At 63.1% G+C, this 23342-nt stretch carries 19 protein-coding genes and 1 pseudogene; 11 read left to right on the forward strand and 9 right to left on the reverse strand.

The window, feature by feature from the left end; translation table 11 throughout:
• The first annotated feature begins 256 nt into the window (after window positions 1–256).
• The 3 genes from LRC39_RS04460 to LRC39_RS04470 are packed head-to-tail and all read left to right on the forward strand — an operon-like array spanning window position 257 to window position 2018.
• Entirely contained in the window at window positions 257–880 is a 624-nt protein-coding gene (locus tag LRC39_RS04460) for a 2-hydroxychromene-2-carboxylate isomerase (protein ID WP_346296471.1), read from the forward strand.
• A gap of 47 nt (window positions 881–927) precedes the next feature.
• Window positions 928–1521, forward strand: coding sequence for a hypothetical protein (locus LRC39_RS04465; RefSeq protein WP_164571778.1), 594 nt, complete (start codon window positions 928–930; stop codon window positions 1519–1521).
• Between the two features lie 23 nt (window positions 1522–1544).
• Window positions 1545–2018: a secondary thiamine-phosphate synthase enzyme YjbQ gene (locus LRC39_RS04470; RefSeq protein WP_346296472.1), complete on the forward strand. Its 474-nt coding sequence runs from the start codon at window positions 1545–1547 to the stop codon at window positions 2016–2018.
• Between the two features lie 189 nt (window positions 2019–2207).
• Here LRC39_RS04470 and LRC39_RS04475 read toward each other — a convergent pair whose 3' ends face one another.
• Window positions 2208–3872, reverse strand: a complete 1665-nt coding sequence (locus LRC39_RS04475; RefSeq protein WP_346296473.1) for an MFS transporter — start codon at window positions 3870–3872, stop codon at window positions 2208–2210.
• Between the two features lie 336 nt (window positions 3873–4208).
• On the opposite strand from LRC39_RS04475, the gene LRC39_RS04480 reads away from it, so the two are divergent.
• Window positions 4209–4886, forward strand: coding sequence for a response regulator transcription factor (locus LRC39_RS04480; protein ID WP_011156603.1), 678 nt, complete (start codon window positions 4209–4211; stop codon window positions 4884–4886).
• Window positions 4887–5165: 279 nt separating this feature from the next.
• On the opposite strand, the pseudogene LRC39_RS04485 reads toward LRC39_RS04480, so the two are convergent.
• Window positions 5166–5495, reverse strand: a pseudogene (locus LRC39_RS04485) (response regulator); the annotation flags it as partial.
• Window positions 5496–5603: 108 nt separating this feature from the next.
• On the opposite strand from LRC39_RS04485, the gene LRC39_RS04490 reads away from it, so the two are divergent.
• The gene (locus LRC39_RS04490) at window positions 5604–5873 is read left to right on the forward strand and encodes a helix-turn-helix domain-containing protein (RefSeq protein WP_346296474.1); all 270 of its coding nucleotides are present in this window, start codon (window positions 5604–5606) and stop codon (window positions 5871–5873) included.
• Window positions 5870–6751, forward strand: a complete 882-nt coding sequence (locus tag LRC39_RS04495) for an AccI family restriction endonuclease (RefSeq protein ID WP_346296475.1) — start codon at window positions 5870–5872, stop codon at window positions 6749–6751. The genes LRC39_RS04490 and LRC39_RS04495 overlap by 4 nt, the downstream gene beginning before the upstream one ends.
• A 17-nt stretch (window positions 6752–6768) precedes the next feature.
• On the opposite strand, the gene LRC39_RS04500 is transcribed toward LRC39_RS04495, so the two are convergent.
• The 7 genes from LRC39_RS04500 to LRC39_RS04530 form a co-directional block, all read right to left on the reverse strand.
• Complete coding sequence (locus LRC39_RS04500; RefSeq protein WP_346296476.1) at window positions 6769–7701, reverse strand: hypothetical protein; 933 nt, start codon at window positions 7699–7701, stop codon at window positions 6769–6771.
• Complete coding sequence (locus LRC39_RS04505) at window positions 7694–8392, reverse strand: N-6 DNA methylase (protein ID WP_346296477.1); 699 nt, start codon at window positions 8390–8392, stop codon at window positions 7694–7696. The genes LRC39_RS04500 and LRC39_RS04505 overlap by 8 nt, the downstream gene beginning before the upstream one ends.
• 165 nt (window positions 8393–8557) lie before the next feature.
• The gene (locus LRC39_RS04510) at window positions 8558–12067 is read right to left on the reverse strand and encodes a hybrid sensor histidine kinase/response regulator (protein ID WP_107354298.1); all 3510 of its coding nucleotides are present in this window, start codon (window positions 12065–12067) and stop codon (window positions 8558–8560) included.
• A 188-nt stretch (window positions 12068–12255) separates the two neighbouring features.
• Window positions 12256–13485, reverse strand: a complete 1230-nt coding sequence (hemA, locus tag LRC39_RS04515; RefSeq protein ID WP_264054325.1) for a 5-aminolevulinate synthase — start codon at window positions 13483–13485, stop codon at window positions 12256–12258.
• A 220-nt stretch (window positions 13486–13705) separates the two neighbouring features.
• On the reverse strand, window positions 13706–14770 hold the full coding sequence (locus LRC39_RS04520) for an MBL fold metallo-hydrolase (RefSeq protein WP_346296478.1): 1065 nt from the start codon (window positions 14768–14770) through the stop codon (window positions 13706–13708).
• A gap of 165 nt (window positions 14771–14935) precedes the next feature.
• Window positions 14936–17074 (reverse strand): methyl-accepting chemotaxis protein, encoded by a 2139-nt coding sequence (locus LRC39_RS04525; RefSeq protein WP_346296479.1) that lies wholly within the window; start codon window positions 17072–17074, stop codon window positions 14936–14938.
• 213 nt (window positions 17075–17287) lie between these two features.
• The gene (locus LRC39_RS04530) at window positions 17288–17992 is read right to left on the reverse strand and encodes an outer membrane protein (protein ID WP_107354302.1); all 705 of its coding nucleotides are present in this window, start codon (window positions 17990–17992) and stop codon (window positions 17288–17290) included.
• Window positions 17993–18559: 567 nt separating this feature from the next.
• Between LRC39_RS04530 and aztA the strand changes: the two genes are divergently transcribed.
• The 5 genes from aztA to LRC39_RS04560 all read left to right on the forward strand — a co-directional run bounded on the left by aztA (window position 18560) and on the right by LRC39_RS04560 (window position 23321).
• The gene (aztA, locus tag LRC39_RS04540; protein ID WP_264054328.1) at window positions 18560–19309 is read left to right on the forward strand and encodes a zinc ABC transporter ATP-binding protein AztA; all 750 of its coding nucleotides are present in this window, start codon (window positions 18560–18562) and stop codon (window positions 19307–19309) included.
• Between the two features lie 7 nt (window positions 19310–19316).
• Entirely contained in the window at window positions 19317–20186 is an 870-nt protein-coding gene (locus LRC39_RS04545; protein ID WP_346297472.1) for a metal ABC transporter permease, read from the forward strand.
• Window positions 20187–20191: 5 nt separating this feature from the next.
• Window positions 20192–21109 carry a metal ABC transporter substrate-binding protein gene (locus LRC39_RS04550; protein WP_346296480.1) on the forward strand — a complete coding sequence of 306 codons (918 nt, stop codon included), beginning with the start codon at window positions 20192–20194 and terminating at the stop codon, window positions 21107–21109.
• Between the two features lie 146 nt (window positions 21110–21255).
• On the forward strand, window positions 21256–22305 hold the full coding sequence (locus LRC39_RS04555) for a CobW family GTP-binding protein (RefSeq protein ID WP_346296481.1): 1050 nt from the start codon (window positions 21256–21258) through the stop codon (window positions 22303–22305).
• Complete coding sequence (locus tag LRC39_RS04560; RefSeq protein ID WP_346296482.1) at window positions 22302–23321, forward strand: WD40 repeat domain-containing protein; 1020 nt, start codon at window positions 22302–22304, stop codon at window positions 23319–23321. The genes LRC39_RS04555 and LRC39_RS04560 overlap by 4 nt, the downstream gene beginning before the upstream one ends.
• The last annotated feature ends 21 nt before the right edge of the window (window positions 23322–23342 follow it).

A 23342-nucleotide genomic window follows, 5' to 3' on the forward strand; every position in this document is an offset into this window, starting at 1 on the left:
CAGAAACCCTTAAAAGCCGCGCGGACCATACTGACCACCTGTTGGCAAGTCAAGATTCGGTCGCAGCCGCTTACAGCGTTGTTTTGGCTGATTTTATTGAGGATTTGCGAGTCCGTGCGCTAACTTGTCCGCAGTGCATTTGCGGCGGTGCGCCATGATCCGGCTTGCATGGCCGGAATGGCTCTGATCCGATGCGATCGCTTCCGGCGACCGGTTCGCAACGGTCTCGCGGAAAGCCATCGTTATCGGAGACTGTATGTCGCGCCGGCTCGACTACTACTTCTCGTTTCAATCGCCCTGGGCCTATATCGGCCACCAGCCGTTGCGACGGCTGGTCGAGATCTACGATCTGCAGCTCGCCTACAAGCCGGTGTTGCTGACCGGGCTGTTTTCGGAGACCGGCGGTATGCCGCTGGCGAAGCGGCACCCGGCGCGGCAGCGCTACCGGCTGGTCGAGCTGCAGCGCTGGCGCGACAGGCGGGGGCTCGACTTCAAGTTGTGGCCGAAGCACTGGCCGTTCGATGCGCGGCTCGCCGATGGCGTGGTGATCGCGGCGCTTGCCGCTGGACACGATCCCGAACCGTATCTGCAGCGCGCTTTTGCCGCGGTGTGGGAGCGCGAGCTTGATCTCGCCTCGCCGGCGGTACTGATCGAGCTTGCCAATGCGGCCGGCTTGCCCGGCGAAAAGCTGGTCGCGCATGCCGGTTCGGACCAAATTCGCGCCGCTTACGAGCAGAACCGGCTGGATGCGATCGCCGCCGACGTGTTCGGCTCGCCGGCCTATGTGCTCGACGGCGAGGTGTTCTGGGGCCAGGACCGGATCGAACTGCTCGAGGATGCGTTGAAATCCGGTCGCGCCCCGTACCGGCCGACGAACTGAGGCCCCATATAGGCGGGGTCTTTGATTCCGAGAGGCGGAGCATCCCGATGAGCTTTGCACCCATGGCCGTGGCCTTCTTGCCCGCGGGCGCCAGGCGCAGCCCGCGCCTCGCCGCGCTGACGTTGCTGCTTGCTGTCGGCGGCGCCGGCGGCGCGCTGGCCGAAACCCCACTGCCGGACAGCGAGAACGGCCGCTATGCCTTTAAGCCCGCAACCGAGGGCGTGGTACGGCTCGATACCCGCACCGGCAAGGTCTCGACCTGCACCGATAAAGGCAGCGGATGGGCCTGCTACGAGATCGCCGACGAACGCGCCGCGTTCGATGCCGAGACCGGACGGCTGCAGGCCGAAATCGATCGGCTGAAGAAAGAGGCCGATACGCTGCGCGCTGCCAACGACAGCCTGAAGGCGCAGCTTGCCAGCGCCGGACAGCCCGGCGTGAAGACCGATGAGGCGCTGCCCAAGAGCGACAAGCTGCCCCAGCCGCAGATCACCGAGAAGGACGGCCAGCGCAAACTGGAAATCCCGCTGCCGAGCGATCAGGACGTCAATCGGGTGATGGGCTTCCTCGAGCGCGCCTGGCGCCGTCTGGTCGAGACCGCCAACCGGCTGCAGAAGGACTTCAGCGGCGACAAGATCTGATCGGTCGTGACACGAGGTCATCGATGAGTTCATCCCGTACTCTCAGCCGCGCGCCGCTGGCGCGCGCGACCGCCACCAGCGTCGCCTCATCGCTCCTGACCGTGCAGACGAATGGGGCGGGCTTTACCGACATCACGCGCGAGCTCGCGGCATTCGTGGCCGAGGCGCAGGCCAAGGACGGTGGTCTCACCGTGTTCGTGCGCCACACCTCCGCGTCGCTGACGATCCAGGAAAATGCCGATCCAACCGTGCTGGCCGATCTCACCACAGTGCTGAACAGGCTCGCGCCGGAGAATGCCGGCTGGCGTCACGACACTGAGGGCCCGGATGATATGCCGGCCCACGTCAAGACGATGCTGACGTCGGTCTCGCTGCAGATCCCGGTGCTGCAGGGCCGGCTCGCGCTGGGCACCTGGCAGGGCGTGTATCTGATTGAGCACCGGGCGCGGCCGCATCGCCGCGAGGTCGTGCTGCAGTTCATCGGTACGACCGGGTAGTTCCTCTTCTTGATCACTTCGTCTTGGCGAGCGACGCGATCCAATCCAGCACGGTGCACCGAGATGGATCGGATCATCCCTGCGCTCCTCGCGAGGAAGCTGTGAGGGATCCCAGTTTCCCAAAAAAACGGCCGCGGATTGCTCCGCGGCCGTTGTTATTTGGTAGGGCCGGCGCCGGCCCGCTGATCATCAGGTCTTGCTGATGTCGACGTTCTTGGTCTCCGGCAGGAAGATCAGGCCGACCACGACCGTGATCGATGCGAACACGATCGGGTACCACAGGCCGGCATAGATATCGCCGGTCGAGGCCACGATCGCGAACGCGGTCGCCGGCAGCAGGCCGCCGAACCAGCCGTTGCCGATGTGATACGGCAGCGACATCGAGGTGTAGCGGATGCGGGTCGGGAACAGTTCGACCAGAAGCGCCGCGATCGGGCCGTAGACCATCGTGACGAACAGCACCAGGACGAACAACAATCCGATCACCGCTGCGGTGCTCGGATTGAACACGTCGAACGGGTGCGCCATCTTGATGATCTGCGGATTGCCGGCCTTCGGATAGCCGGCTTCCTGCACCGCCGCGAGCACCTGCGGGTTGGAGGTCTTGGCGTCGGTGTACGGCACTTCCTTGTCGTTCACCATCACCTTGACGCCGGAGCCGGCGGGGCCGTTGATGGTGGAGTACTTCACCGACGACTTCGACAGGAAGTCACGCGCGGTGTCGCACGGCTTGGTGAAGACGCGGGTGCCGACCGGGTTGAACAGGTCGCCGCAGCCCGCCGGATCGGCGACGACTTGCACCTTCACGGTCTCGATCGCCTTTTCCAGCGCCGGGTTGGCGTAGGTGGTGATCATCCGGAAGATCGGGAAGAACGACAGCGCCGCGATCAGACAGCCGGTGAGGATGATCGGCTTGCGGCCGATCTTGTCCGACAGCCAACCGAAGATGATGAAGAAGCCGGTGCCGAGCAGCAGCGACCACGCGATCAGCAGGTTCGAAGTGTAGCCGTCGACCTTCAGGATCGATTGCAGGAAGAACAGCGCGTAGAACTGGCCGGTGTACCAGACCACGCCCTGGCCCATCACCGCGCCGAGCAGCGCGATCAGCACGATCTTGGCGTTGCCCCAGTTGGCGAACGCTTCGGTCAGCGGTGCCTTCGAGCTCTTGCCTTCCTCCTTCATCTTCTTGAACACCGGCGACTCGTTGAGCCGCAGCCGGATCCAGACCGAGACGCCGAGCAAGGCGACCGACACCAGGAACGGCACGCGCCAGCCCCAATCGGCGAACGCCGCTTCGCCCACGATCGTGCGGGTGGCGAGGATCACCAGCAGCGACAGGAACAGGCCGAGGGTCGCGGTGGTCTGAATGAACGCAGTGTAGTAGCCGCGCTTGCCGGGCGGAGCATGCTCGGCCACGTAAGTCGCGGCGCCGCCATATTCGCCGCCGAGCGCCAGGCCCTGCAGCAGGCGCAGCGTGATCAGGATGATCGGGGCGGCGATGCCGATGGTGGCCGCGTTGGGCAGCAGGCCGACGATGAAGGTCGACAGGCCCATGATCAGGATGGTGACCAGGAAGGTGTATTTACGGCCGACGATGTCGCCGACCCGGCCGAACACGATGGCGCCGAACGGACGCACCAGGAAGCCGGCGGCGAAAGCGAGCAGCGCGAAGATGTCCCGGGTGGCCGGCGGATAGGCGCTGAAGAACTGGGCGCCGATAATCGCGGCGAGCGAGCCGTACAGGTAAAAATCGTACCATTCGAAAACGGTACCGAGCGAAGATGCAAGAATGACGAAGCGCTCGTCACGGGTCATTCCACCCGACCGCCTGCTCGTCTCGGCAAGTGTAGCCATCAGCGTCTGCCTCCCTTGGGTTGTTTCGAGGGCTATGTTGTTGTTTTGTTTGAGGTCCGAGCCACAGCGCCGGGCGCGCGGCAACGGTCCGTCAGTGTACGGTAGCACCGGTACCGTCCTGCGGCATTACGACTTTCGACGCCAAATCCGCTGATAGTTGCGCTTGCTCAATGTTTTTGGGTTGCCGTGAGGGCATGATGGTACGGACAAGGCATTCACGTCCGCCTTGCCAGCCGTCCATCAGAGGGCGACACTTGCCACCCAACTTGCCATCGGTTCGCTTTGGCGGTCCGAGAGCGAAGACGGTTTGGTTCCAGCTTGCGAGTAAGGGACACCATGAGCACCCCCGCCAGCACGCACTTGATCATTGCCGACGACCACCCGTTGTTCCGCGATGCGCTCCGTCTGGCGGTTGCCAGCGTAGTTTCCTCCGCGAAGATCGGTGAGGTCGGTTCCTTCGAAGACCTGACTGCAATGCTCGAGCGCGAGGGCGACGTCGACCTGGTGCTGCTCGATCTCAAAATGCCGGGGATCAGCGGGTTTTCCGGGCTGATCTACCTTCGGGCCCAGTATCCGGCGATCCCGGTCGTCGTGGTGTCGGCCAGCGACGACGTCGAAACCATCCGCCGCTCGCTCGATTTCGGCGCCTCCGGCTTCGTGCCGAAGCGGTTCGGCGTCGAAAAGCTCGGCGAGGCGATCCTGCGGGTGCTGGACGGCGACGTCTGGGTTCCGCCGGATGTCGACCTGTCGGCGGCGGCCGATCCCGAGACCTCCAAGCTGCGTGACCGGCTGGTGACGCTGACCCCGCAGCAGGTCCGGGTGCTGATGATGCTATCCGAAGGCCTGCTCAACAAGCAGATCGCCTACGAGCTCGGGGTGTCGGAAGCGACCATCAAGGCTCACGTCTCGGCCATCCTGCAGAAGCTCGGCGTCGAAAGCCGCACCCAGGCGGTGATCGCCGCGGCCAAGATCTCCGGCAGCCAGTGGCGCCAGGAAGAGCCGATCGCGTCGTAAGCCGAGCGTTGGCTTAGGTTGACCAATTCTTGCTTATTCCGTCATGGCCGGGCTCGTCCCGGCCATCGACGTCTTTAGACGAGCGTATCTGCGCAGCAAGGCGTGGATGCCCGGCAAAAGGCCGGGCATGACGGAAGTCGTCGGCCTATCTCCCTCATTGCGAGCGAAGCGAAGCAATCCAGGGCTCCGGCGCACGGGGCTCCCGGATTGCTTCGTCGGCTTCGCTTCCTCGCAATGACGCTGTGAACTCGGCCTTGCGCCGACCTGTCTCGGCGGCGCTTACTCCGCCGCAACGACCGACTGTTGAGCATGCCACTGGCTCAGCAGCGCCCGCAGCGAGGCGGCTTTCACTGGTTTGTTCAACACCGCGATTTCCTCCTGCCGCGCCGAGGCGCGGACGCCGGGGCTGCGATCGGCGGTGATCAGGATCGCCGGGATGCTCTGGCCGAAGCGGGCGCGGATTTCACGGATCGCCGCGATGCCGTTGCCGCGGTCGAGGTGGTAGTCGACCAGAAGGCCGGTGACGCGCTGCTCGCTGCCCTCGATTGCGCGGACCGCGGCTTCCGGATCGGCGACCGCGATCACCTTGGCGTCCCAGGTGGTGAGTAGGCCCTATTCCTTTGACAGGCAAACCGCGAGATGCCGTTGAGAGTGATAGGTCCGCCGCGGTCTTCATTCGCAACGAATTTGGGTCGCAAAGCGAATGTTCGACGAGAAATGCTACTTATAGTCTGTGGTCCCATTCGGCTTGGCTGCGAAATCATCCTCGATGTGGCCGAATCGACTCTAAATCTCATTCAGAAGAACGTCCGGAATCGCCGGAAGCAACTTGGTGTCTCGCAAGAAGAGCTCGCCGATCGATCAGGGCTGCACCGTACCTACATCGGTGCAATCGAGCGTGGCGAGCGTAATCTAACCGTTGCATCGCTTGAGAAGCTTGCGCGTGCTTTAAAGTGTCGCGTTAGCGACTTGGTGAGCAAGCCGTGACCTATGTTGCAAGACTTAAGAATGCCGCCCTGGCCTGTGTGACGGTTCTTCGCAGAATCGGTGTGGATGACAAATTTCTTTGTTTTGACGGGCGGCCGAGTGAGCCAGGACGAATATTCGTTCCATCCCAGTCGGATTCGAAGTTTCAGGCCGAGCAAGCGCTAGGAGACTGGGCAGAGGATGCGGTTGCCGACGCAATAAACTCAAGTTCAATGTCTCTAAAGGCTGTTCATTATGGTTTCAATAGTAAGCTCTTTGCAGAAGATGAAGGTTTCAAGGAAGAGTATGTGTCCGGCGTAGAGGATACGTACAAGAATGGTAAGCGGGCAGATCTGCTCCTTTTCGCGATAGGATCGGACGTCCCCGAACTCACAGCTCTTTCGAGCGAGCAAGCAAAACCGTTTGTCAGGCAATCGGTAGGGGCATTGGAGGTGCGCTCAAGCCGGCTCAACGCGCGGCAGTATATCGCATACCAAGAGCGGCGACTGAAGGATGGGAAGAAACCTACGAGCCTCGAGCCCAATTTCACCGTTAAAGTCGAGGACCTCATTAAAGTATATCTTTGGATTGTATTAAACAAAAAGCCTCAGGCATACGTTCAGGTCTTCTTTGATGAGGTCTGGGGGATAGGGTTTCTTCAGATAATGGAACTCATTGCTAGTGGAGCGAAATTGCGCGTCGAAAAGCATAAGCGATCTTCAAAAACCACGATCATGGTTCCATTGAGCAACGGCATGCAAATTGGCCAGGTTGTCGAGCAGCCAACATTTACGTTAGTTCACAATATAACTAAGAATGGGCGTCATGACATTTTCGCTAAGCCCCAGGGCGGCGAAATCCAGATCAATGATGGTCAACTGGTGAGTTTGCTTAGGTAGTCGGGCAAAGGAGTCGGCTAAAGTAGTTTGTCTCTGTGCTTAGAGGCTTGTTCGGCTGCTCTCTCTACTAGTTCGTCGAGGGCTAATTGTGAGCCGTCATCACGATTTGTTCTGGTTGCTTCGTCGAGCTTGGAAAGCTGATCGGATAGTCGACCCAAAAAAGCGTCGTCCACCTGCCTCAAGTCGGGGACGGGAATTGTTAGTAGATCTCTCGGTTCAAATTTGGCTAGTCCACCGCCGAATCCGCGTGTGTGCAGCTTCGAGCGCGACCGTACGGAATTGGAGTTGAGGACCGCTGTGAGAGCGCGGCAATTTAGTTCTCGGCGATCGTTCGGGTAGATGCAGTGGAAGTTTGTTAGGCTTCTAACTCGGGCGGAGTTGAATACAAACTCAAGATCCCCTCTTCCAAATACTGATCCCCAAACTGGAGCCACCTCTCTTTGCTCCATCGAGTACCAGGGGGTTCTATGGGCCGGAAGGTAGCGTTTATGCACGCCGCGCTCTTCTCCATAGGAGATGTATAGCTTCTCTTTTGCGTCAGGGCGAGACTTGACATCCCAGAGCCAGCATTTCGCTCCGGACAGGTCGGCATTATCGAAGTCGGCTTGAGTGAAGATAAGGGAGCTCACGTCGTTCGCGCGTCCAATGCAGCGAACTAGGTGCTTCTCAGGAAGTCCAAATTCATCTGCTGCTTGCCTGCTGAGCAAAAAGTAATCATTGGCGCCGGTTGCAATTCCGCGACGTGTGCACGCTAGTTCACCTAGGTTGACCCATCCTTTGGGAAGAGAGGTGTCTTCTCCTCGTAGCAGTGGTTCCCATTTTGCCGAATGCAAGAGCTTCGATTTTGAGATCGAACGAGCGGAAAAACGCTCAGACAGCTCCCTTAGGCTCTTGGGAGCATCCGCTGCGTCGATCGCATGTAAAAACCAAGCTGTAATTTCTTCAGTCACGGGGGTGCTCGATCAGCAGCACGGAGGCGGTGGTCAAGGCGTCGTCAAAGACCGCTGAGCAGTGAGAAAAAACTATCAAGTGTCGAAGCAGGTTCTTCGAAAGAATGAAGCGTTTGAACTCTGCGGAAAAGTTGGCGCTCATCCACTCAGAAGGAATCAGAATGGCGCCTCTGCCACCTGCCCTCAAGCTGCAGATGGCCTTCAAGGAAAAATAGATATATAGGTTTGCTGATCTTGGGATTGCGCATCCACTCCGAGAAGAGATGCTAAGTCGCTCCCGATCGTAGCCCACGATTTCCCGGTGTCGGATATAAGGTGGGTTCATGACGAACCCATCAAACATCTGAGGAATGTCTTCCCGGAGAAAGTCTCCTTCTTTTAGATGCACCTTGCTAGCCAATTTCTTCGGTGCAAAACCAATTATCCCTACGTCCTTTTCGAACGCCGTTATGTGCGCTCTGCGGTTTTTTTCTATGCAGGCTTCCGCCAATACGCCAATGCCGAAAGCGGGGTCGAGGAGATTCTGGACTTGGTCGGCCGTGACCCAATCCGCCATCAAGCTGGCTACGCTTGAAGGTGTGAAAAACTGACCGTGGGATTTACGGTGTTGCAGGCTGGTCGCTGCTACGTACTTTTCCGCTGCAGCCTCAGAAAGTAATTTAAGGGGCCTGTCTTCCAGCGCGTTAAGCAAAATGATACCTCTAGCTCAGCTTAGGGTATAGCTCTTGCCTTCTGCAATAAGCGCCTAGCAAGGCCCTTATATAGAACATACCATGAACGCGACTTTGATGCAACTCTGTCACGGAATGTGAGCCCGGGCTTCCTCAATGGAAGAGAGCGCGCAATGTGGCGCACCCTATTCCGCAGCAACGACCGACTGCTGGGCGTGCCACTGGCTCAGCAGCGCCCGCAGCGAGGCGGCTTTCACTGGTTTGTTCAGCACCGCGATTTCCTCCTGCCGCGCCGAGGCGCGGACGCCGGGGCTGCGGTCGGCGGTGATCAGGATCGCCGGGATGCTCTGGCCGAAGCGGGCGCGGATTTCGCGAATCGCCGCGATGCCGTTGCCGCGGTCGAGGTGGTAGTCGACCAGAAGGCCGGTGACGCGCTGCTCGCTGCCCTCGATGGCGCGGACCGCGGCTTCCGGATCGGCGACCGCGATCACCTTGGCGTCCCAGGTGGTCAGCAGGGTCTTCATGCCGTCCAGGATCGCCGGATCGTTCTCGATGCAGACCACCAGGATGCCGCTCATCGAGGCGCGCGACAGCGGCGTGGCGCTGGTCACTGCCGCAGTGTGATTGACCGCTTCGGCGATCGGCACCGTCACCGAGAAACAGGAGCCGCCGCCGCGGTTGGAATCGAGCGCAATGCCGTGGTTGAGCACGCGGGCCAGCCGCTCGACGATCGACAGCCCGAGCCCGAGTCCCCGCGCGATCCGCGCGCCCTGTTCGAGCCGGTGAAATTCCTTGAAGATCTCGCCCCGCTTCAGGATCGGCACGCCGACGCCGGTGTCGTAGATGCCGATCCGGAGCGACTGCCCCTGACGGCGGCAGCCGACCAGGACGCGGCCCTGCGGGGTGTATTTGATCGCGTTCGAGATCAGGTTCTGCATCAGCCGGCGCAGCATCAGCCGGTCCGACTGCACGGGCAGCGAACACGGCACGAAGGTCAGCTCCAACCCCTTGGCTCGGGCGGTCGGCGAGAACTCGATCTCCAGCGAGCGCATCAGGTCGCCGACCACGAAGTTGGTCAGCGACGGCGTCATCGCGCCGGCGTCGAGCCGCGAAATGTCGAGCAGCGCGCCGATGATCTCTTCGATTGCCTGCAGCGACTCGTCGATGTTCTCGACGAGGCGAGAGTCTTCGCCGCCATTCTGGCGCTCGACCAGACTGGTGGCGTACAGCCGGGCGGCATTGAGCGGTTGCAGGATGTCGTGGCTGGCGGCGGCGAGGAAGCGGGTCTTGGAGATGTTGGCTTCTTCGGCCGTGCTCTTGGCGAGAGCGAGCTGCGAATTCAGCCGGGTCAATTCCTCGGTGCGTTCACGCACCCGGCGTTCCAGCGTGGCGTTGGCGCGCTCCAGCGCTTCGGCGGCTTCGAAGCTCGGAGTCACATCGGAGAAGGTGATCACCAGGCCGCCGTCGGGCATCCGGTTGGCGCGGACCTCGACCACCAGATGGCGGTCCGGGAAGCGCTCGATGAACGGTTCGCCCTCGGTGGTGTAGGCCGCCATCCGCATCTGGGTGTGCGCTTCGGCGTCGATCGGTGCGGTGCTGTTACTGGCGAGGAATTCCAGGATCTCGATCAGCGGAATGCCGATCTGGATGATGTGCGGCGGCAATCCCAGGATCTCGCCGAACTGCCTGTTCGAACAGATCAGTTGCAGCTCGGGATTGAACACCGCGATGCCCTGGCGGACGTGGTTCAGCGCGGTCTGCAGGATCTCGCGGTTGAAATGCAGCGCGGCATGAGAATCGTCGAGCAGCTTCAGGGCAGCTTCGGCCGACACCGTGCGCTTGCGCAGCAGCAGTGACAGCACCAGCCGGGACGAGGCCGCGCCGATCGACGAGGCGATCAAATGCTCGGCGTGCTTCAACAGCTCGAAATCCGCGGGGGCGGCGGGATCGAGCGTGATGCGGCGGCCGGCGGCGAAGCTGCGGAACGAGTCCCGCGCCCGATCCGGTCCGAGATATTGCGACACGGCGCCGACAATGTCCTGCACCGTCACGGTGGTGCGCCAGCGCCGGAACGCCGGAGTCATCGGCGTTAGCGTGTCCGGGACGAAGACTTCGGCCTGCAGCCGTTCGATCGAGGACGGCTGCCGCAGCAGCGACAGCAGGATGTAGGCGACGAGATTGAGCGACAGGCTCCACAGCACGCCGTGGAGAAGGGGCGGCAGATCGGAGCCGAATAGCGCCTGCGGCCGCAGCGCCTCGATGCCCCACGGGCCGTGCTGCAACAGCAGCAGGCCGGTGGTGCTGTTCTCCATGAAGCTCGGGATGAACAGCGTGTAGGCCCACACGGCGAATCCGACGAGCAGGCCGCCGATCGCGCCGCGCGCAGTGGCGCGGCGCCAGACCAGGCCGCCGAAGAACGACGGCGCGAACTGAGCGATCGCGGCAAACGACAACAGGCCGATGGCGGCGAGCTGGGTGTTGCCGAGTGCCCGGTAGTACAGATAGGCGAGGATCAGGATCGCGAAGATCGCGACCCGCCGCACCGTCAGCAGGAAACTGCCGAAATTACGCTGTTCGTCGGGGCGGGGGGCGCCGTGCCGTTTCAGCACCAGCGGCATCACCAGATCGTTTGACACCATCACGGCCAGCGCGACGCATTCGACGATCACCATCGCGGTCGCGGCCGATAGCCCACCGATGAACACCGCGACGCTCAGCATCGGGGCGTCGGCGTCGATCGGCAGCGCCAGCACGTACATGTCGCTGTCGACCTTGCCGAACGGGAATTTGACGAGGCCGGCGAGCGCGATCGGAATCACGAACAGATTGATCGCAATCAGGTACAGCGGAAACAGCCAGCGGGCGCGGCCGACTTCGGCCTCGTTCGAATTCTCCACCACGCTGACGTGGAATTGCCGCGGCAGCATCATGAAGGCGCAGAACGACAGCGCCGTCATGGTCAGGAAGTTGGCCGGCGACGTCGAATCCAGCGCGCGGACCGCTTCGGGCATCTGCGTCGCCCGTTCGATCAGCGCCGATGGGCTGAACATCCAGAAGGTAACGAAGATGCCGGCCGCCAGGAACGCCACCAGCTTGACGATCGACTCGGTGGCGACCGCCAGCATCAGGCCGTGCTGATGCTCGGTGGCGCTGGCCTGCCGGGTGCCGAACAGCACCGTGAACAAGGCCATCGCCATCGCGACGATCAACGCGATGTCGCCGACGATCGGGATGTCGGCGATGTTGTGGTCGTCGCCGAGGATGGTTTGCAGCGACGACGACACCGCTTTCAGTTGCAGCGCGATGTAGGGGACCGAGCCGATGATCGCGATGATCGCCACGGTGGCGGCGACCTTCTGGCTCTTGCCGTAGCGGGCGGCAATGAAGTCGGCGATCGAGGTGATGTTCTGCGACTTGGCCAGTCGGATGACGCGGCGCAGCAGCGGTGCAGCGACCAGCACCACCAGGACCGGACCGACATAGATCGCCAGGAAGTCGAAGCTGGAGCGGCTGGCGAAACCGACCGAGCCGAAGAAGGTCCAGGACGTGCAGTAGATCGCCAGCGACAGCGGATAGATCAGCCCGCCGGCGCGCTCGCGCTGGCCTTGCGAGAGCCGGTCGCCCCAGCTCGCGACGACGAACAGAAACCCGATGTAGGCGAGGGCGGCTGCGATCACGCCCCAGTCGTGCAGCATCGCGGTCGTGCTCCCTCGCGTCAGGCGGCAGGCGATTGATCAATCACTTCCCGCGCAGGCCGCCGGATGCAGGCCTGCGGGACGCAATTGCAAGTCTACCAAAACAGAAGGGGCGCCTGCGACAGGGATTTTCCCGGCCGCGGGCGCCCCCGCTGAAGATCGTTACCGCGGCGTGCGAGCGATACGGATCACTCCGCAGCGATCGCCTTGGCGCCGAGCGGCAGGCCGAGCTCGTTCCACACCTGCACCAGGGCTTCGGCCAGCGCGTCGATCAGCTTGTCGTCGTGATACGGCGACGGCGTGATGCGGAGCCGTTCGAGGCCGCGGGCGACGGTCGGGTAGTTGATCGGCTGGATGTAGATGTTGTGCTGCTCGAGCAGCAGATCCGACGCCTTCTTGCACTTCTCGGCGTCGCCGACGAACACCGGCACGATGTGGGTGTCGGTCGGCATCACCGGAATGCCGGCGTTGTTCAGCACTGCCTTAACACGTGCGGCGCGATCCTGATGGCGTTCACGCTCCCAGGTCGAGCTGCGCAGATGCTTGATCGCGGCGGTCGCAGCGGCGCAGATCGGTGGCGGCAGCGCGGTGGTGAAGATGAAGCCCGGCGCGTAGGAACGTACGGCGTCGATCACTTCGGACTTGCCGGTGATGTAGCCGCCGAGGCAGCCGAACGCCTTGGCGAGGGTCGCTTCGATGATGTCGATGCGGGCCATCACGCCGTCACGCTCGGCGACGCCGGCACCGTGCGCACCGTACATGCCAACCGCGTGCACTTCGTCGCAGTAGGTCATCGCGTTGTACTTCTCGGCGAGATCGCAGATCTTCGCCAGCGGAGCGGTGTCACCATCCATCGAGTACAGGCTCTCGAACGCGATCAGCTTCGGACGGTCGGGACCGGCGGCGATCAGCAGTTCTTCGAGATGAGCGGTATCGTTGTGGCGCCAGACCACGCGCTCGCAGCCCGACTGACGGATGCCTTCGATCATCGAATTGTGATTGAGCGCGTCCGACAGGATCAGGCAGTTCGGGATCAGCTTGCCGAGGGTCGACAGGCCGGTCTGGTTGGAGACGTAGCCCGAGGTGAACAGCAGCGCCGCTTCCTTGCCGTGCAGCGAGGCGATCTCCTGCTCCAGCTGCACCAGCGGATGATGCGTACCGGCGATGTTGCGGGTGCCGCCGGCGCCGGTGCCGATCCGGGTTGCGGTCTCGACCATCGCGCCGACCACCTTCGGGTGCTGGCCCATGCCGAGATAATCGTTCGAGCACCAGATCACGACATCGCGAGCTCCGGAGTTCGAGTGCCACGTAGCGTGCGGGAACCTGCCGGCAATTCGCTCGAGATCTGCGAACACCCGGTAACGACGCTCGTCGTGAAGTCGGGTGAGAGCGTCTTGAAAGAATTGATTGTACTGCATCGCGATGACCTGTTGGGGAGGCGGGATCGAACGACGGAACGCCGCAGAACCGGCGAAACTATTAGAACTCTTCCATCACCGAAGTCGAGGCGCAATTCGGCGACCGAGCTGCGCCCGACGCGATCCATATCATCGGTTCCGCAGGGCAAGGCTTGATGAAGATCAATGCCTTGGCTCGAATGCGGCCTTGTCAGGGATCACGCGGACAGCGCCGTAAACGTTAAGCGCTGGTGAACCGCAAAACGCCGTCTGTCGTCGGCGCTAGCTGCAAACGGTTCTGCGTCAGCATGTAGTTGACGTGCGCGATCAGCTCGCCGACCGCAAAGCCGGTTTGATGCGCATCCAACACGTGTTTGTGAAATACCACCGGGACCAGCTCGGACGAACTCATCGGGATGGCGCGGCAGGCATCCGCGATCATCCCGCAGCGCTCCTCGTGATGATCGGCGAGCTGCTTGATGCGGATCTTGACGCCGTGGAACGGCAGGCCATGGCCCGGCAGTACCAGCACGTCGTCCGGTAAGAGTGTGTCGAGCTCGGCAAGCGACGAAAGATACGAGCCGAGCGCGTCTTCGTCGGGCTCGTGTGCCCACACGCTGACATTCGGCGAGATCTTGCTCAGCACTTGATCGGCGGAAAGGAACAGCTGATCGGCCTCGCAATACAGCATCACCTGATCGGGCGAGTGGCCGGCACCGGTGATGATCCGGAACGACCGTTGCCCGATCGTGATGTCCTTGCCTTTGGCGAGCCGACGGTACGCTGCCGGCAGCGGCACGGTCTTCTTCAGATAGTCCTGGCCGCGCCCGACGAGCTGGTCGATCACGGCTTCGTCGATGCCGTGGCGGCGGAAGAACGCGCGGTTGTTGACCAGCCGTTCTTCGGTGCGACGGTTCTGATGATACACGCCTTGAAGATACTCGATCTGCGACATGTAGAACGGGCAGCCGAACCGCTGCACGATCCAGCCCGCCATGCCGACATGGTCCGGATGGGCATGGGTGACGATCACCCGGCTGATGCGAAAGCCCGCCAGCGCACCGTCGAACAGCGTCTCCCAGGCCGCGATGGTCGCATCGTTGCCGAAGCCGGTGTCGACCATCGCCCAGCCATCGCCATCGGCGAGCAGATAGATGTTCACGTGGTTGAGCCTGAACGGCAGCGTCAGCCGCAGCCACAGCACGCCCGGCGCGATCTCGACCGTCTGGTCGGGGCCGGGGTGGCTGTCCTGCACGTAGTGCAAGTCGTCGTGCGGCGTCTCGGTCGCGTCGGTCTTCTTATGCATTCGGCGCATGCTCCCTGATCCGGCTTACCGGGCGCGGAGCGGCGGCGCCAGCCGAAAAACCGTCAGGGCCGGTTGCAGTCCTGACAGGCCTCAAATTCCAGCATCTGGACGCAAAAAAGGCCGGCGGGGCTAGCCGCCGGCCCTTCCTTTCATATCGTGTCCCAATCAGGCCGCGCGGATATTGGTCAGGAACGCGTCGATCTCCTCGCGCAGCAGCGCCGCTTCCTGGCGCAGCGAGCCGGAGGCATTCAAGACCTCGGCGGCAGCAGAGCCGGCCTGAGAGGCGGCGGCGCTGACGCCGACGATGTTGCTGGAGACTTCGCTGGTGCCGCCGGCGGCATGTTGGATGTTGCGGGCGATTTCGCGGGTCGCCGCGCCCTGTTCTTCGACCGCCGCCGTAATGGCGGTAGTCACCTCGTTGATCGAAGTAATGGTCTGGCCGATGTTGCGGATTGCGCCAACGGCCGAGCTGGTCACGCCCTGCATGGCGGCGATCTGCGCCCGGATCTCCTCGGTCGCCTTGGCGGTCTGGCTGGCGAGATCCTTGACCTCGGCGGCCACCACCGCGAAGCCGCGGCCGGCGTCACCGGCACGCGCCGCCTCGATCGTGGCGTTGAGCGCCAGCAGGTTGGTCTGCGAGGCGATGCTCTGGATCAGGTCGATCACCGCGCTGATCCGCTCGGCATTATCGGCGAGCCCCTGCATCGTGGTGTCGGTCTCGCCCGCCTCGCGCACGGCGCGGGTCGCGATCTCGGCCGAGGTGGTGACCTGACGGCTGATCTCGGCGATCGACGAGGCGAGCTGCTCGGTGCCGGTTGCCACGGTCTGGACGTTGACCGAGGTTTCCTCTGCGGCCGACGCGACGGTGGTGACCAGCGCGCTCGACTGCTCGGAGGTGGTCGCCATCGTGTGCGCGGTTTCCTGCATCTGGTCGGCTGAGGATTGCAGCTTTTCCATCGCGCTCCGCACGGTCGCCTCGAATTCGGCGATCCGCGCCTCGATCCGCTGGGTACGTTCGGCCTTGGCGGCGCGATCCTTGTCCTGCTCTTCGCTCAGCGTCCGCGCCCGGATCATGTTGTCGCGGAACACTTCCAGCGATTCGGCCATCACGGCGATCTCGTCGCGGCGGCTGCCGCGCTCGATGGCAGTGCTGAGGTCACCTGCCGACAGGCTCTGCATCGACTTCTGCAAGCCGCCGATTCGGCGCAGGATGCTGCGTCCGACATACAGCCAGACGAACAGTGCCGAGCCGATCAGGGTCGCCGCGCCGAGTGCGATCATCACCCGCGTGGCCAGCGTGATCTGCGCCTGCGCGTCCGAGGTGCCGACGGTCGTCTCGTTGCGGACGTTGTCGACGAGCTGCTTGACGCTGATGCCGAGGCCAACGTTGAGCTTGCGGGTCTCGTCGAGCAGCAGATCGCGATAGTCGCGGGCATCGAGTTCGAGCTGACGCAACTTGAACGCGCCGGTCTTGCCATCGCCGAGCGCCATCAGCTTTTGAGCCGCGGCCTTGATGTCGGCGGTTGTCTGATTTTGCGGGAGACCTTCCAGATTGGTGTTCACCACCTGACGGGCTTCCTTAAAGCTGGCTTCGACCGGCTCCAGATCATCGGCGCTGGAAGCCGAAAGAGCCGCCATCAGGTTGGAGGCGATCAGATTGCTCTGGGCGATAACGTTGCCGAGCTGTTCGATCTGGCGTCCCGTCGCAGTGGCGTCGTCCTGCGACAGATTGGCCGAACCGAGCACGGCATTCATCTGAGTCTGCGCATCGAGCATCGCAGGGTTGGCGACAGCGATGAACGCGTCGTGCGAGCGGCGCAGCTCTTCATAGAGCTTGGCGTGTTGCGTGGTCAGATCGAGTCGCTCCTTAGCGGCTGCGCCGAGGCTGCGGATGGTGTCGTCGATGTTCTTCAGGGTCTCGCTCAGCGCCGAAACGACCGCCTTGTCGCCGCCGTAAGCCGTGATGTCGGCGAGCTTCTGGATCGCGACCTGCTGGGCCGCCTTCATCCGGGCTGAGCGCTCACGGAGTTGTTCGGCGGAAAGCGAGTCGAGGAGAATAGGGGCTTGGCTGGCGAGGCTTTCACTTTCGGTAGCGAGCTGGAGGCTGGCGGCAAGTTTGGGAATGTCGCGGCCGCTCAGCTCGGCGATCGTACGCCCAAGCTGATGCAGGCTGATCCCGGCCCACGCGCTGATCAGGATCGCCATGCCGGCGATCACGGTGAACGCAGCAAATAGGCTGCCACGAATTCCGAGTTGCGGAAACTTCAGCCGCGGACGCCGGAATATCGCGAATTTCCCAGACATGTTTCCCCCAACCTGGACTTTGCACTGACGCGTCGTCTTGGCGACGCCGGCCGGGAGTATCAGTTTAGGGGGTTAATATTCTTCACGTCGTTCTACGAGGAACGATCGCTATTTGAGCGATCGGTGCACCCGGTTCTGACATGGTTTCGAAAATGAAAAAGGGCCGGCGCGAGGCCGGCCCTTCCAACTTCCCGCAAAGGAAGTGATCAGGTCTTAGTACTTGGCGACGACCGGACCGCCCCAGTTGAAGCGGTAGTTCAGGCCGGCCTTGACCACGTGCTCGTCGTTCTTGGCCGAGAAGCCGTTGCCGAGGTCGACGTTGCCGAAGTCGTAGTACTGGTACTCGATCTTGCCCGACCAGTTCGGAGCGAACAGGTATTCGAGACCGCCACCGACGGTGTAACCGTCAGACTTGCTGCTGATCGAGACGCCCGCGCCGTTGAAGGTCAGGCTGCTGCTGTAGTCGGCATAAGCCCAACCGCCCTTGGCGTAGAGCAGCGCGGCACCCCAGGTGTAGCCGAGGCGGCCGGTGACCGACGCCAGACCACGCTGGTTATCCGAGTAGGTGAACACCGCACCCGGCGCGCCCCACGACACCGACTGGTTGGTGCCGCTCAGCCAGGAGTACTGGCCTTCAACACCGAGCACCCAGTTCGGAGCGAACTGCCAGTCGTAACCGGCCTGCACACCGCCGAGGAACTTGCCGTTGTCGCTGGCGGTAACGCCGGTGCCGATGCTGTTGTCGCCCGAGAAGGCGCCACCGATGTGACCACCGATGTAGAAGCCGGTCCAGTTGTAAACCGGAGCCGGGGCGTAGGCGGGAGCCTTGGTGTACGGGCGGGCGGCGAGGTCCGCGGCGAGGGCCGGGGCCGCGCCGAGGGCGACCAGGGCCACGGTGCCGAGCAGAATCTTCTTCATGTGTTGTCTCCAGACTTTGTCAGACGCACCGCTAGTCGGCGCCATCTGCATCATGGCTTAGCGGGATTTTGCGTAAAATGCTGTCACCGGGAGGCCACACTCCCTTTGGAACTAACCTCATGACGACGCACAATTTTTTATACCTAATGGAACCTTAAAGAGATCCAAATTCCGCCTTAATTCGAAACCGCTGGGAGCCTGCCTGATGGCGAGTCAGGAGCACGAAGCTGCCCAATTCTTCGGCGCTTGCAACGAACCATTTAACATATTGAATCTGGGCGGTTTGTGCAGTTGGGGACACTTGCGGGCCGGCCATCCGATAATGTTATAATGTAACAGATCTCGATGAAGCGGACTGTCGCGCGTGCCACAATCACCTCCTTCGCCATCCCATCTGGGCACGTCGTCCGGCCATGTGCATCTGCATGTCCACGGTGCTGAATCGCCGCACCCTCCGCAGCCGGCGCCTTGGTCGATCCTGCGGATGGGGCTTGGGGCCCGAATCGCGGCGGCGCTGGCCGTCAGTGCCGGTCTTTGGACGCTTGTGCTGGTGGCAATGAGGTGACCATGCGGGCGCAATTGACCTTCAACGACGTCACCCTCGGCTACGACCGTCACCCGGCGGTGCATCACCTATCGGGACGAATCGACGCCGGCTCGCTGCTGGCAGTGGTCGGGCCGAATGGCGCCGGCAAGTCGACGCTGTTTCGCGGCATCGTGGGTATCCTGAAGCCGCTGGCGGGATCGATCGATCGGGACGGCCTGGACGTTCACGACATCGCCTATCTTCCCCAGAGCGCCGAGATCGACCGCTCCTTTCCAATTTCGGTGTTCGATTTCGTCGGCACCGGATTGTGGCGCTCGACCGGAGCGTTCGGCCGCATTGACCGGTCTGCGCGGCAGCGAATCTCCCAAGCTCTGGCGGCCGTCGGCCTGTCCGGCTTCGAAAACCGCAATATCGGAACGCTGTCGGGCGGCCAGATGCAGCGCATGCTGTTCGCCCGGGTGCTGCTGCAGGACGCGGCCGTGATTGTGCTCGACGAGCCGTTCAACGCCGTCGACGCCCGCACCACCGCTGACCTCGTCCATCTGGTGCAGCATTGGCACGGCGAAGGCCGCACCGTGGTGGCGGCGCTGCACGACATGGACCTGGTCCACGCCAGCTTCCCCGAGACTCTTCTGCTGGCGCGCACGGCGGTAGCGTGGGGCCCGACCGCCGAGGTGCTGACCGCCGACAACCAGGCCGAAGCGCGGCGGATGTGCGAAGCGTTCGACGACGGCGCGCCGGCCTGCACCGCAGCTTCCCAGGCGGCCTGACATCATGATGCTGTACCAGGCGCTGATCGCGCCGTTCACCGAGTTCGAATTCATGCGACGGGCGCTCGCCGGTATCGTGGCGCTGTCGCTCGGCGGCGCGCCGATCGGCGTCTTCCTGATGCTGCGGCGGATGAGTCTCGTCGGCGACGCGATGGCGCACGCGATTTTGCCGGGCGCGGCGATCGGCTTTCTGCTGTCGGGCCTCAACCTGTTCGCGATGACGTTCGGCGGCCTGATCGCCGGCTTCGCGGTGGCGATTCTCGCCGGCGTAGTGTCGCGCGTCACCGAATTGAAAGAGGACGCCTCGCTGGCGGCGTTCTACTTGGTGTCGCTCGCGCTCGGCGTCACCATCGTGTCGATGAAAGGCACCAATATCGATCTGCTGCACGTGCTGTTCGGCAACATCCTGGCGATGGACGATCGCACCCTGCTGGTGATCGCCTTCAATGCGACGCTGACGCTGGTGGCGCTTGCGGTGATCTGGCGGCCGCTGGTGATCGAATGCGTCGACCCTTTATTCTTACGGACGGTCAGCCGCGCCGGCGCGCCCGCGCATCTCGCCTTCCTGGCGCTGGTGGTGATCAGTCTGGTCAACGGCTTCCACGCGCTCGGCACGCTGCTCGCGGTCGGCCTGATGATTCTGCCCGCCGGCATTGCCAAATTCTGGGCGCGCGACATCACCGGCATGATGATGGTGGCGGTCTCCAGCGCCATGCTGTCCGGCTATGTCGGGCTGGTGCTGTCGTATCAGGCCGGCCTGCCGTCGGGCCCGGCGATCATCCTGGTCGCCGCCGTGCTGTATCTCGGCTCGGTGCTGTTCGGCCGCTTCGGCGGCGTGATTCGTAAGCTGTTTCCCGCACCGCATCTGGAGGCGTAACGCCGATGTTCCGTGTCGTCCTGATCCTCGCCGCCGGCCTTGCCGCGATGCTGCCGGCACACGCGCAGGAGCGCGTCCGGGTGGTCGCGAGCTTCTCGATTCTCGGTGATTTCGTTCGCAATGTCGGTGGCGACCGCGTCGATATCGCCACGCTGGTCGGCCCTGGCGGCGACGTTCACGTCTATACGCCGTCGCCGACCGACGCCAAGAAAGTCGCCGACGCCAGGCTGCTGGTGGTCAACGGTCTCGGCCTGGAAGGCTGGCTGCCGCGGCTGGTGCAATCGTCCGGCAGCAAGGCGACCGTCGTCACCGCCACCAAGGGCATCACGCCGCGCGATGCCGACGAGGATGACGCCCACGCCGGCGGTGGGCACGCACACGATCACGGCGACGGCCACGCCGATCCGCATGCCTGGCAGTCGGTCGCCAATGCCAAGACCTATGTGGGCAATATCCGCGACGCGCTGATCGCCGCCGATCCGGCCGGCGAGGCCACGTACCGCGCCAACGCCGCGGCGTATCTGGCCAAGCTCGATGCGCTCGACCGCGACGTCCGCGAGGCTGCGGCGAAGATCCCCGAGAGCAAGCGCAAGGTGATCTCGACCCATGACGCCTTCGGCTATTTCGCTGCCGCCTACCGGATCGTGTTCATCGCGCCGCAGGGCGTCTCCACCGAATCCGAAGCCAGTGCCCGCGACGTCGCCAAGATCATCACCCAGATCCGCAAGGACAAGGTGCCGGCGGTGTTCCTGGAGAACGTCACCGACCCACGGCTGATGCAGCGGATCAGCGCCGAGACCGGCGCCAAGATCGGCGGCACGCTGTATTCCGACAGCCTGACGCCCGAAAACGGCGACGCCCCCACTTACATTGATATGGTCCGGCACAATATAAGAACGCTGACTGGCGCGCTGAGCGGATGACGCAGCGCCGGTCCCGCTGACCCGAGCCTGGACCGCCGCGGCGGTCGCCCGGAATCCGGCGGTCCCGCCATGATTTTCGGCCTCAGCCTTGGAGACGCGCACGCCGTGTGTTTCGGGCCGGGGCTCCGCGCTGGAGTAACTGCCTGATGACCTCTACGGCCGCTTCGAAGATTCCCGTCACCGTGCTCACCGGCTATCTCGGCGCCGGCAAGACCACGCTGCTGAACCGCATCCTGTCGGAAAACCACGGCAAGAAATACGCGGTGATCGTCAACGAATTCGGCGAGATCGGCATCGATAACGACCTCATCATCGGTGCCGACGAAGAAGTGTTCGAGATGAATAACGGCTGCGTCTGCTGCACGGTGCGCGGCGACCTGGTGCGCATCCTCGCCGGCCTGATGAAGCGCAAGGGCAAGTTCGACGCGATCATCGTCGAGACCACCGGCCTCGCCGACCCGGCCCCGGTGGCCCAGACCTTCTTCGTCGACGAAGACGTGCAGAACGCCGCGCGGCTCGATGCGGTGGTGACCGTCGCCGACGCCAAATGGCTGAGCGAACGGCTGAAGGATGCGCCCGAGGCCAAGAACCAGATCGCCTTCGCCGACGTCATCGTGCTGAACAAGACCGACCTGGTGAGTCCGGCCGAACTCGCGGAAGTCGAGGCGCGCATTCGCGCGATCAACCCGTACGCCAAGCTGCATCGCACCGAGCGCTGTCAGGTCGCGCTCGCCGACGTGCTGGAGCGCGGCGCGTTCGATCTCGACCGGATTCTGGAGATCGAGCCGGCCTTCCTTGAGGCCGACGATCACGATCACCACCATGATCACGACCACGGCCATCATCACCATGGCCACGATCACCATCACGGTCACGGGCTGAAGCATTATCATGACGAGGACATGCAATCGCTGTCGCTGAAGAGCGACAAGCCGCTTGATCCCGCCAAGTTCATGCCATGGCTGCAGCAATTGGTGCAGACCGAAGGCGGCAAGATCCTGCGCTCTAAGGGCATCCTTGCCTTCACCGGCGACGACGACCGCTACGTGTTCCAGGGCGTGCATATGATGCTGGAAGGCGATCACCAGCGCGCCTGGAAAGAGGGCGAGCCGCGCGAGAGCCGCGTGGTGTTCATCGGTCGCGATCTGCCCGAACAGGCGATCCGCGACGGCTTCGCCAAGTGCATCGCGTCATGAGCGGCTTCGAGGCGCCCGGCGAGGCCGGGTCGATCGCGTCGGTCACCGACCGGGTCAAGCCGGTTGCGATCGAAGGCGGTGCCAGTGCGGTCCACTTTCTCGGCGATACCGCGGTGTTCATCGGCACCGAGGAAAACGCGACGCTGGTCGCTGCCGACGGCACGACCTCGACCGTTCCGCTGCACGGCGGCGGCATTCTCAGCGCGGCATGTGACGGCAAGCGCATCGTTACCGGCGGCGACGACGGCAAGGTGACGCTGTTGGATGGTTCGGGCAAGGCCGAGACCTTCGCGACCGATGCCAAGCGGCGCTGGATCGACAACGTCGCGCTGCATCCGGACGGCGCGGTGGCGTGGTCGGCCGGCAAGATCGCTTACGTTCGCGCGCCGAAGGGCGAAGACAAGTTCTTCGAGGTGCCATCGACCGTCGGCGGCCTCGCCTTCGCGCCGAAGGGGCTGCGGCTCGCGATCGCGCACTACAACGGCGTGACGCTGTGGTTTCCGAACATGGCCGGCAACGCCGAATTCCTAGAATGGGCCGGTTCGCATCTCGGCGTGATCTTCAGTCCCGATAACCGCTTCCTGGTCACCGCGATGCACGAGCCGGCGCTGCACGGTTGGCGGCTGGCGGATGCCAAGCACATGCGGATGACCGGCTATCCCGGCCGGGTGCGATCGATGTCCTGGACGGTCGGCGGCAAGGGCCTCGCCACATCGGGCGCCGATACTGTGATCATCTGGCCGTTCGCCAGCAAGGACGGTCCGATGGGCAAGCAGCCGGCGATGCTGGCGCCGCTGCAGGCCCGCGTCAGCGCGGTCGCGTGTCATCCGAAGAACGACATTCTCGCGGCCGGCTACAGCGACGGCACTGTGCTGCTGGTGCGGATGAATGACGGCGCCGAGATTCTCGCCCGCCGCAATGACACGCCGCCGATCGCCGCGCTCGCCTGGAACGCCAAAGGCACGCTGCTGGCATTTTGCGACGAGGATGGTGCGGGCGGCATCCTTCCGCTGTAAGAGGGAACCGTCTCCGAAAGC

This window comes from Rhodopseudomonas sp. P1, from assembly GCF_039642825.1.
In the GTDB taxonomy this organism is placed as follows: domain Bacteria; phylum Pseudomonadota; class Alphaproteobacteria; order Rhizobiales; family Xanthobacteraceae; genus Rhodopseudomonas; species Rhodopseudomonas palustris_H.

Excerpts from the sequence above, each read along its gene's own strand:
- LRC39_RS04555 (WP_346296481.1), top strand. The coding sequence starts at position 21,256 with ATGACCTCTACGGCCGCTTCGAAGATTCCCGTCACCGTGCTCACCGGC.
- LRC39_RS04545 (WP_346297472.1), top strand. The coding sequence starts at position 19,317 with ATGCTGTACCAGGCGCTGATCGCGCCGTTCACCGAGTTCGAATTCATG.
- LRC39_RS04490 (WP_346296474.1), top strand. The coding sequence starts at position 5,604 with ATGCTACTTATAGTCTGTGGTCCCATTCGGCTTGGCTGCGAAATCATC.
- LRC39_RS04470 (WP_346296472.1), top strand. The coding sequence starts at position 1,545 with ATGAGTTCATCCCGTACTCTCAGCCGCGCGCCGCTGGCGCGCGCGACC.
- LRC39_RS04520 (WP_346296478.1), bottom strand. The coding sequence starts at position 14,770 with ATGCATAAGAAGACCGACGCGACCGAGACGCCGCACGACGACTTGCAC.
- LRC39_RS04560 (WP_346296482.1), top strand. The coding sequence starts at position 22,302 with ATGAGCGGCTTCGAGGCGCCCGGCGAGGCCGGGTCGATCGCGTCGGTC.
- hemA (WP_264054325.1), bottom strand. The coding sequence starts at position 13,485 with ATGCAGTACAATCAATTCTTTCAAGACGCTCTCACCCGACTTCACGAC.
- LRC39_RS04510 (WP_107354298.1), bottom strand. The coding sequence starts at position 12,067 with ATGCTGCACGACTGGGGCGTGATCGCAGCCGCCCTCGCCTACATCGGG.
- LRC39_RS04530 (WP_107354302.1), bottom strand. The coding sequence starts at position 17,992 with ATGAAGAAGATTCTGCTCGGCACCGTGGCCCTGGTCGCCCTCGGCGCG.
- aztA (WP_264054328.1), top strand. The coding sequence starts at position 18,560 with ATGCGGGCGCAATTGACCTTCAACGACGTCACCCTCGGCTACGACCGT.
- LRC39_RS04475 (WP_346296473.1), bottom strand. The coding sequence starts at position 3,872 with ATGGCTACACTTGCCGAGACGAGCAGGCGGTCGGGTGGAATGACCCGT.
- LRC39_RS04480 (WP_011156603.1), top strand. The coding sequence starts at position 4,209 with ATGAGCACCCCCGCCAGCACGCACTTGATCATTGCCGACGACCACCCG.
- LRC39_RS04550 (WP_346296480.1), top strand. The coding sequence starts at position 20,192 with ATGTTCCGTGTCGTCCTGATCCTCGCCGCCGGCCTTGCCGCGATGCTG.
- LRC39_RS04465 (WP_164571778.1), top strand. The coding sequence starts at position 928 with ATGAGCTTTGCACCCATGGCCGTGGCCTTCTTGCCCGCGGGCGCCAGG.
- LRC39_RS04525 (WP_346296479.1), bottom strand. The coding sequence starts at position 17,074 with ATGTCTGGGAAATTCGCGATATTCCGGCGTCCGCGGCTGAAGTTTCCG.
- LRC39_RS04460 (WP_346296471.1), top strand. The coding sequence starts at position 257 with ATGTCGCGCCGGCTCGACTACTACTTCTCGTTTCAATCGCCCTGGGCC.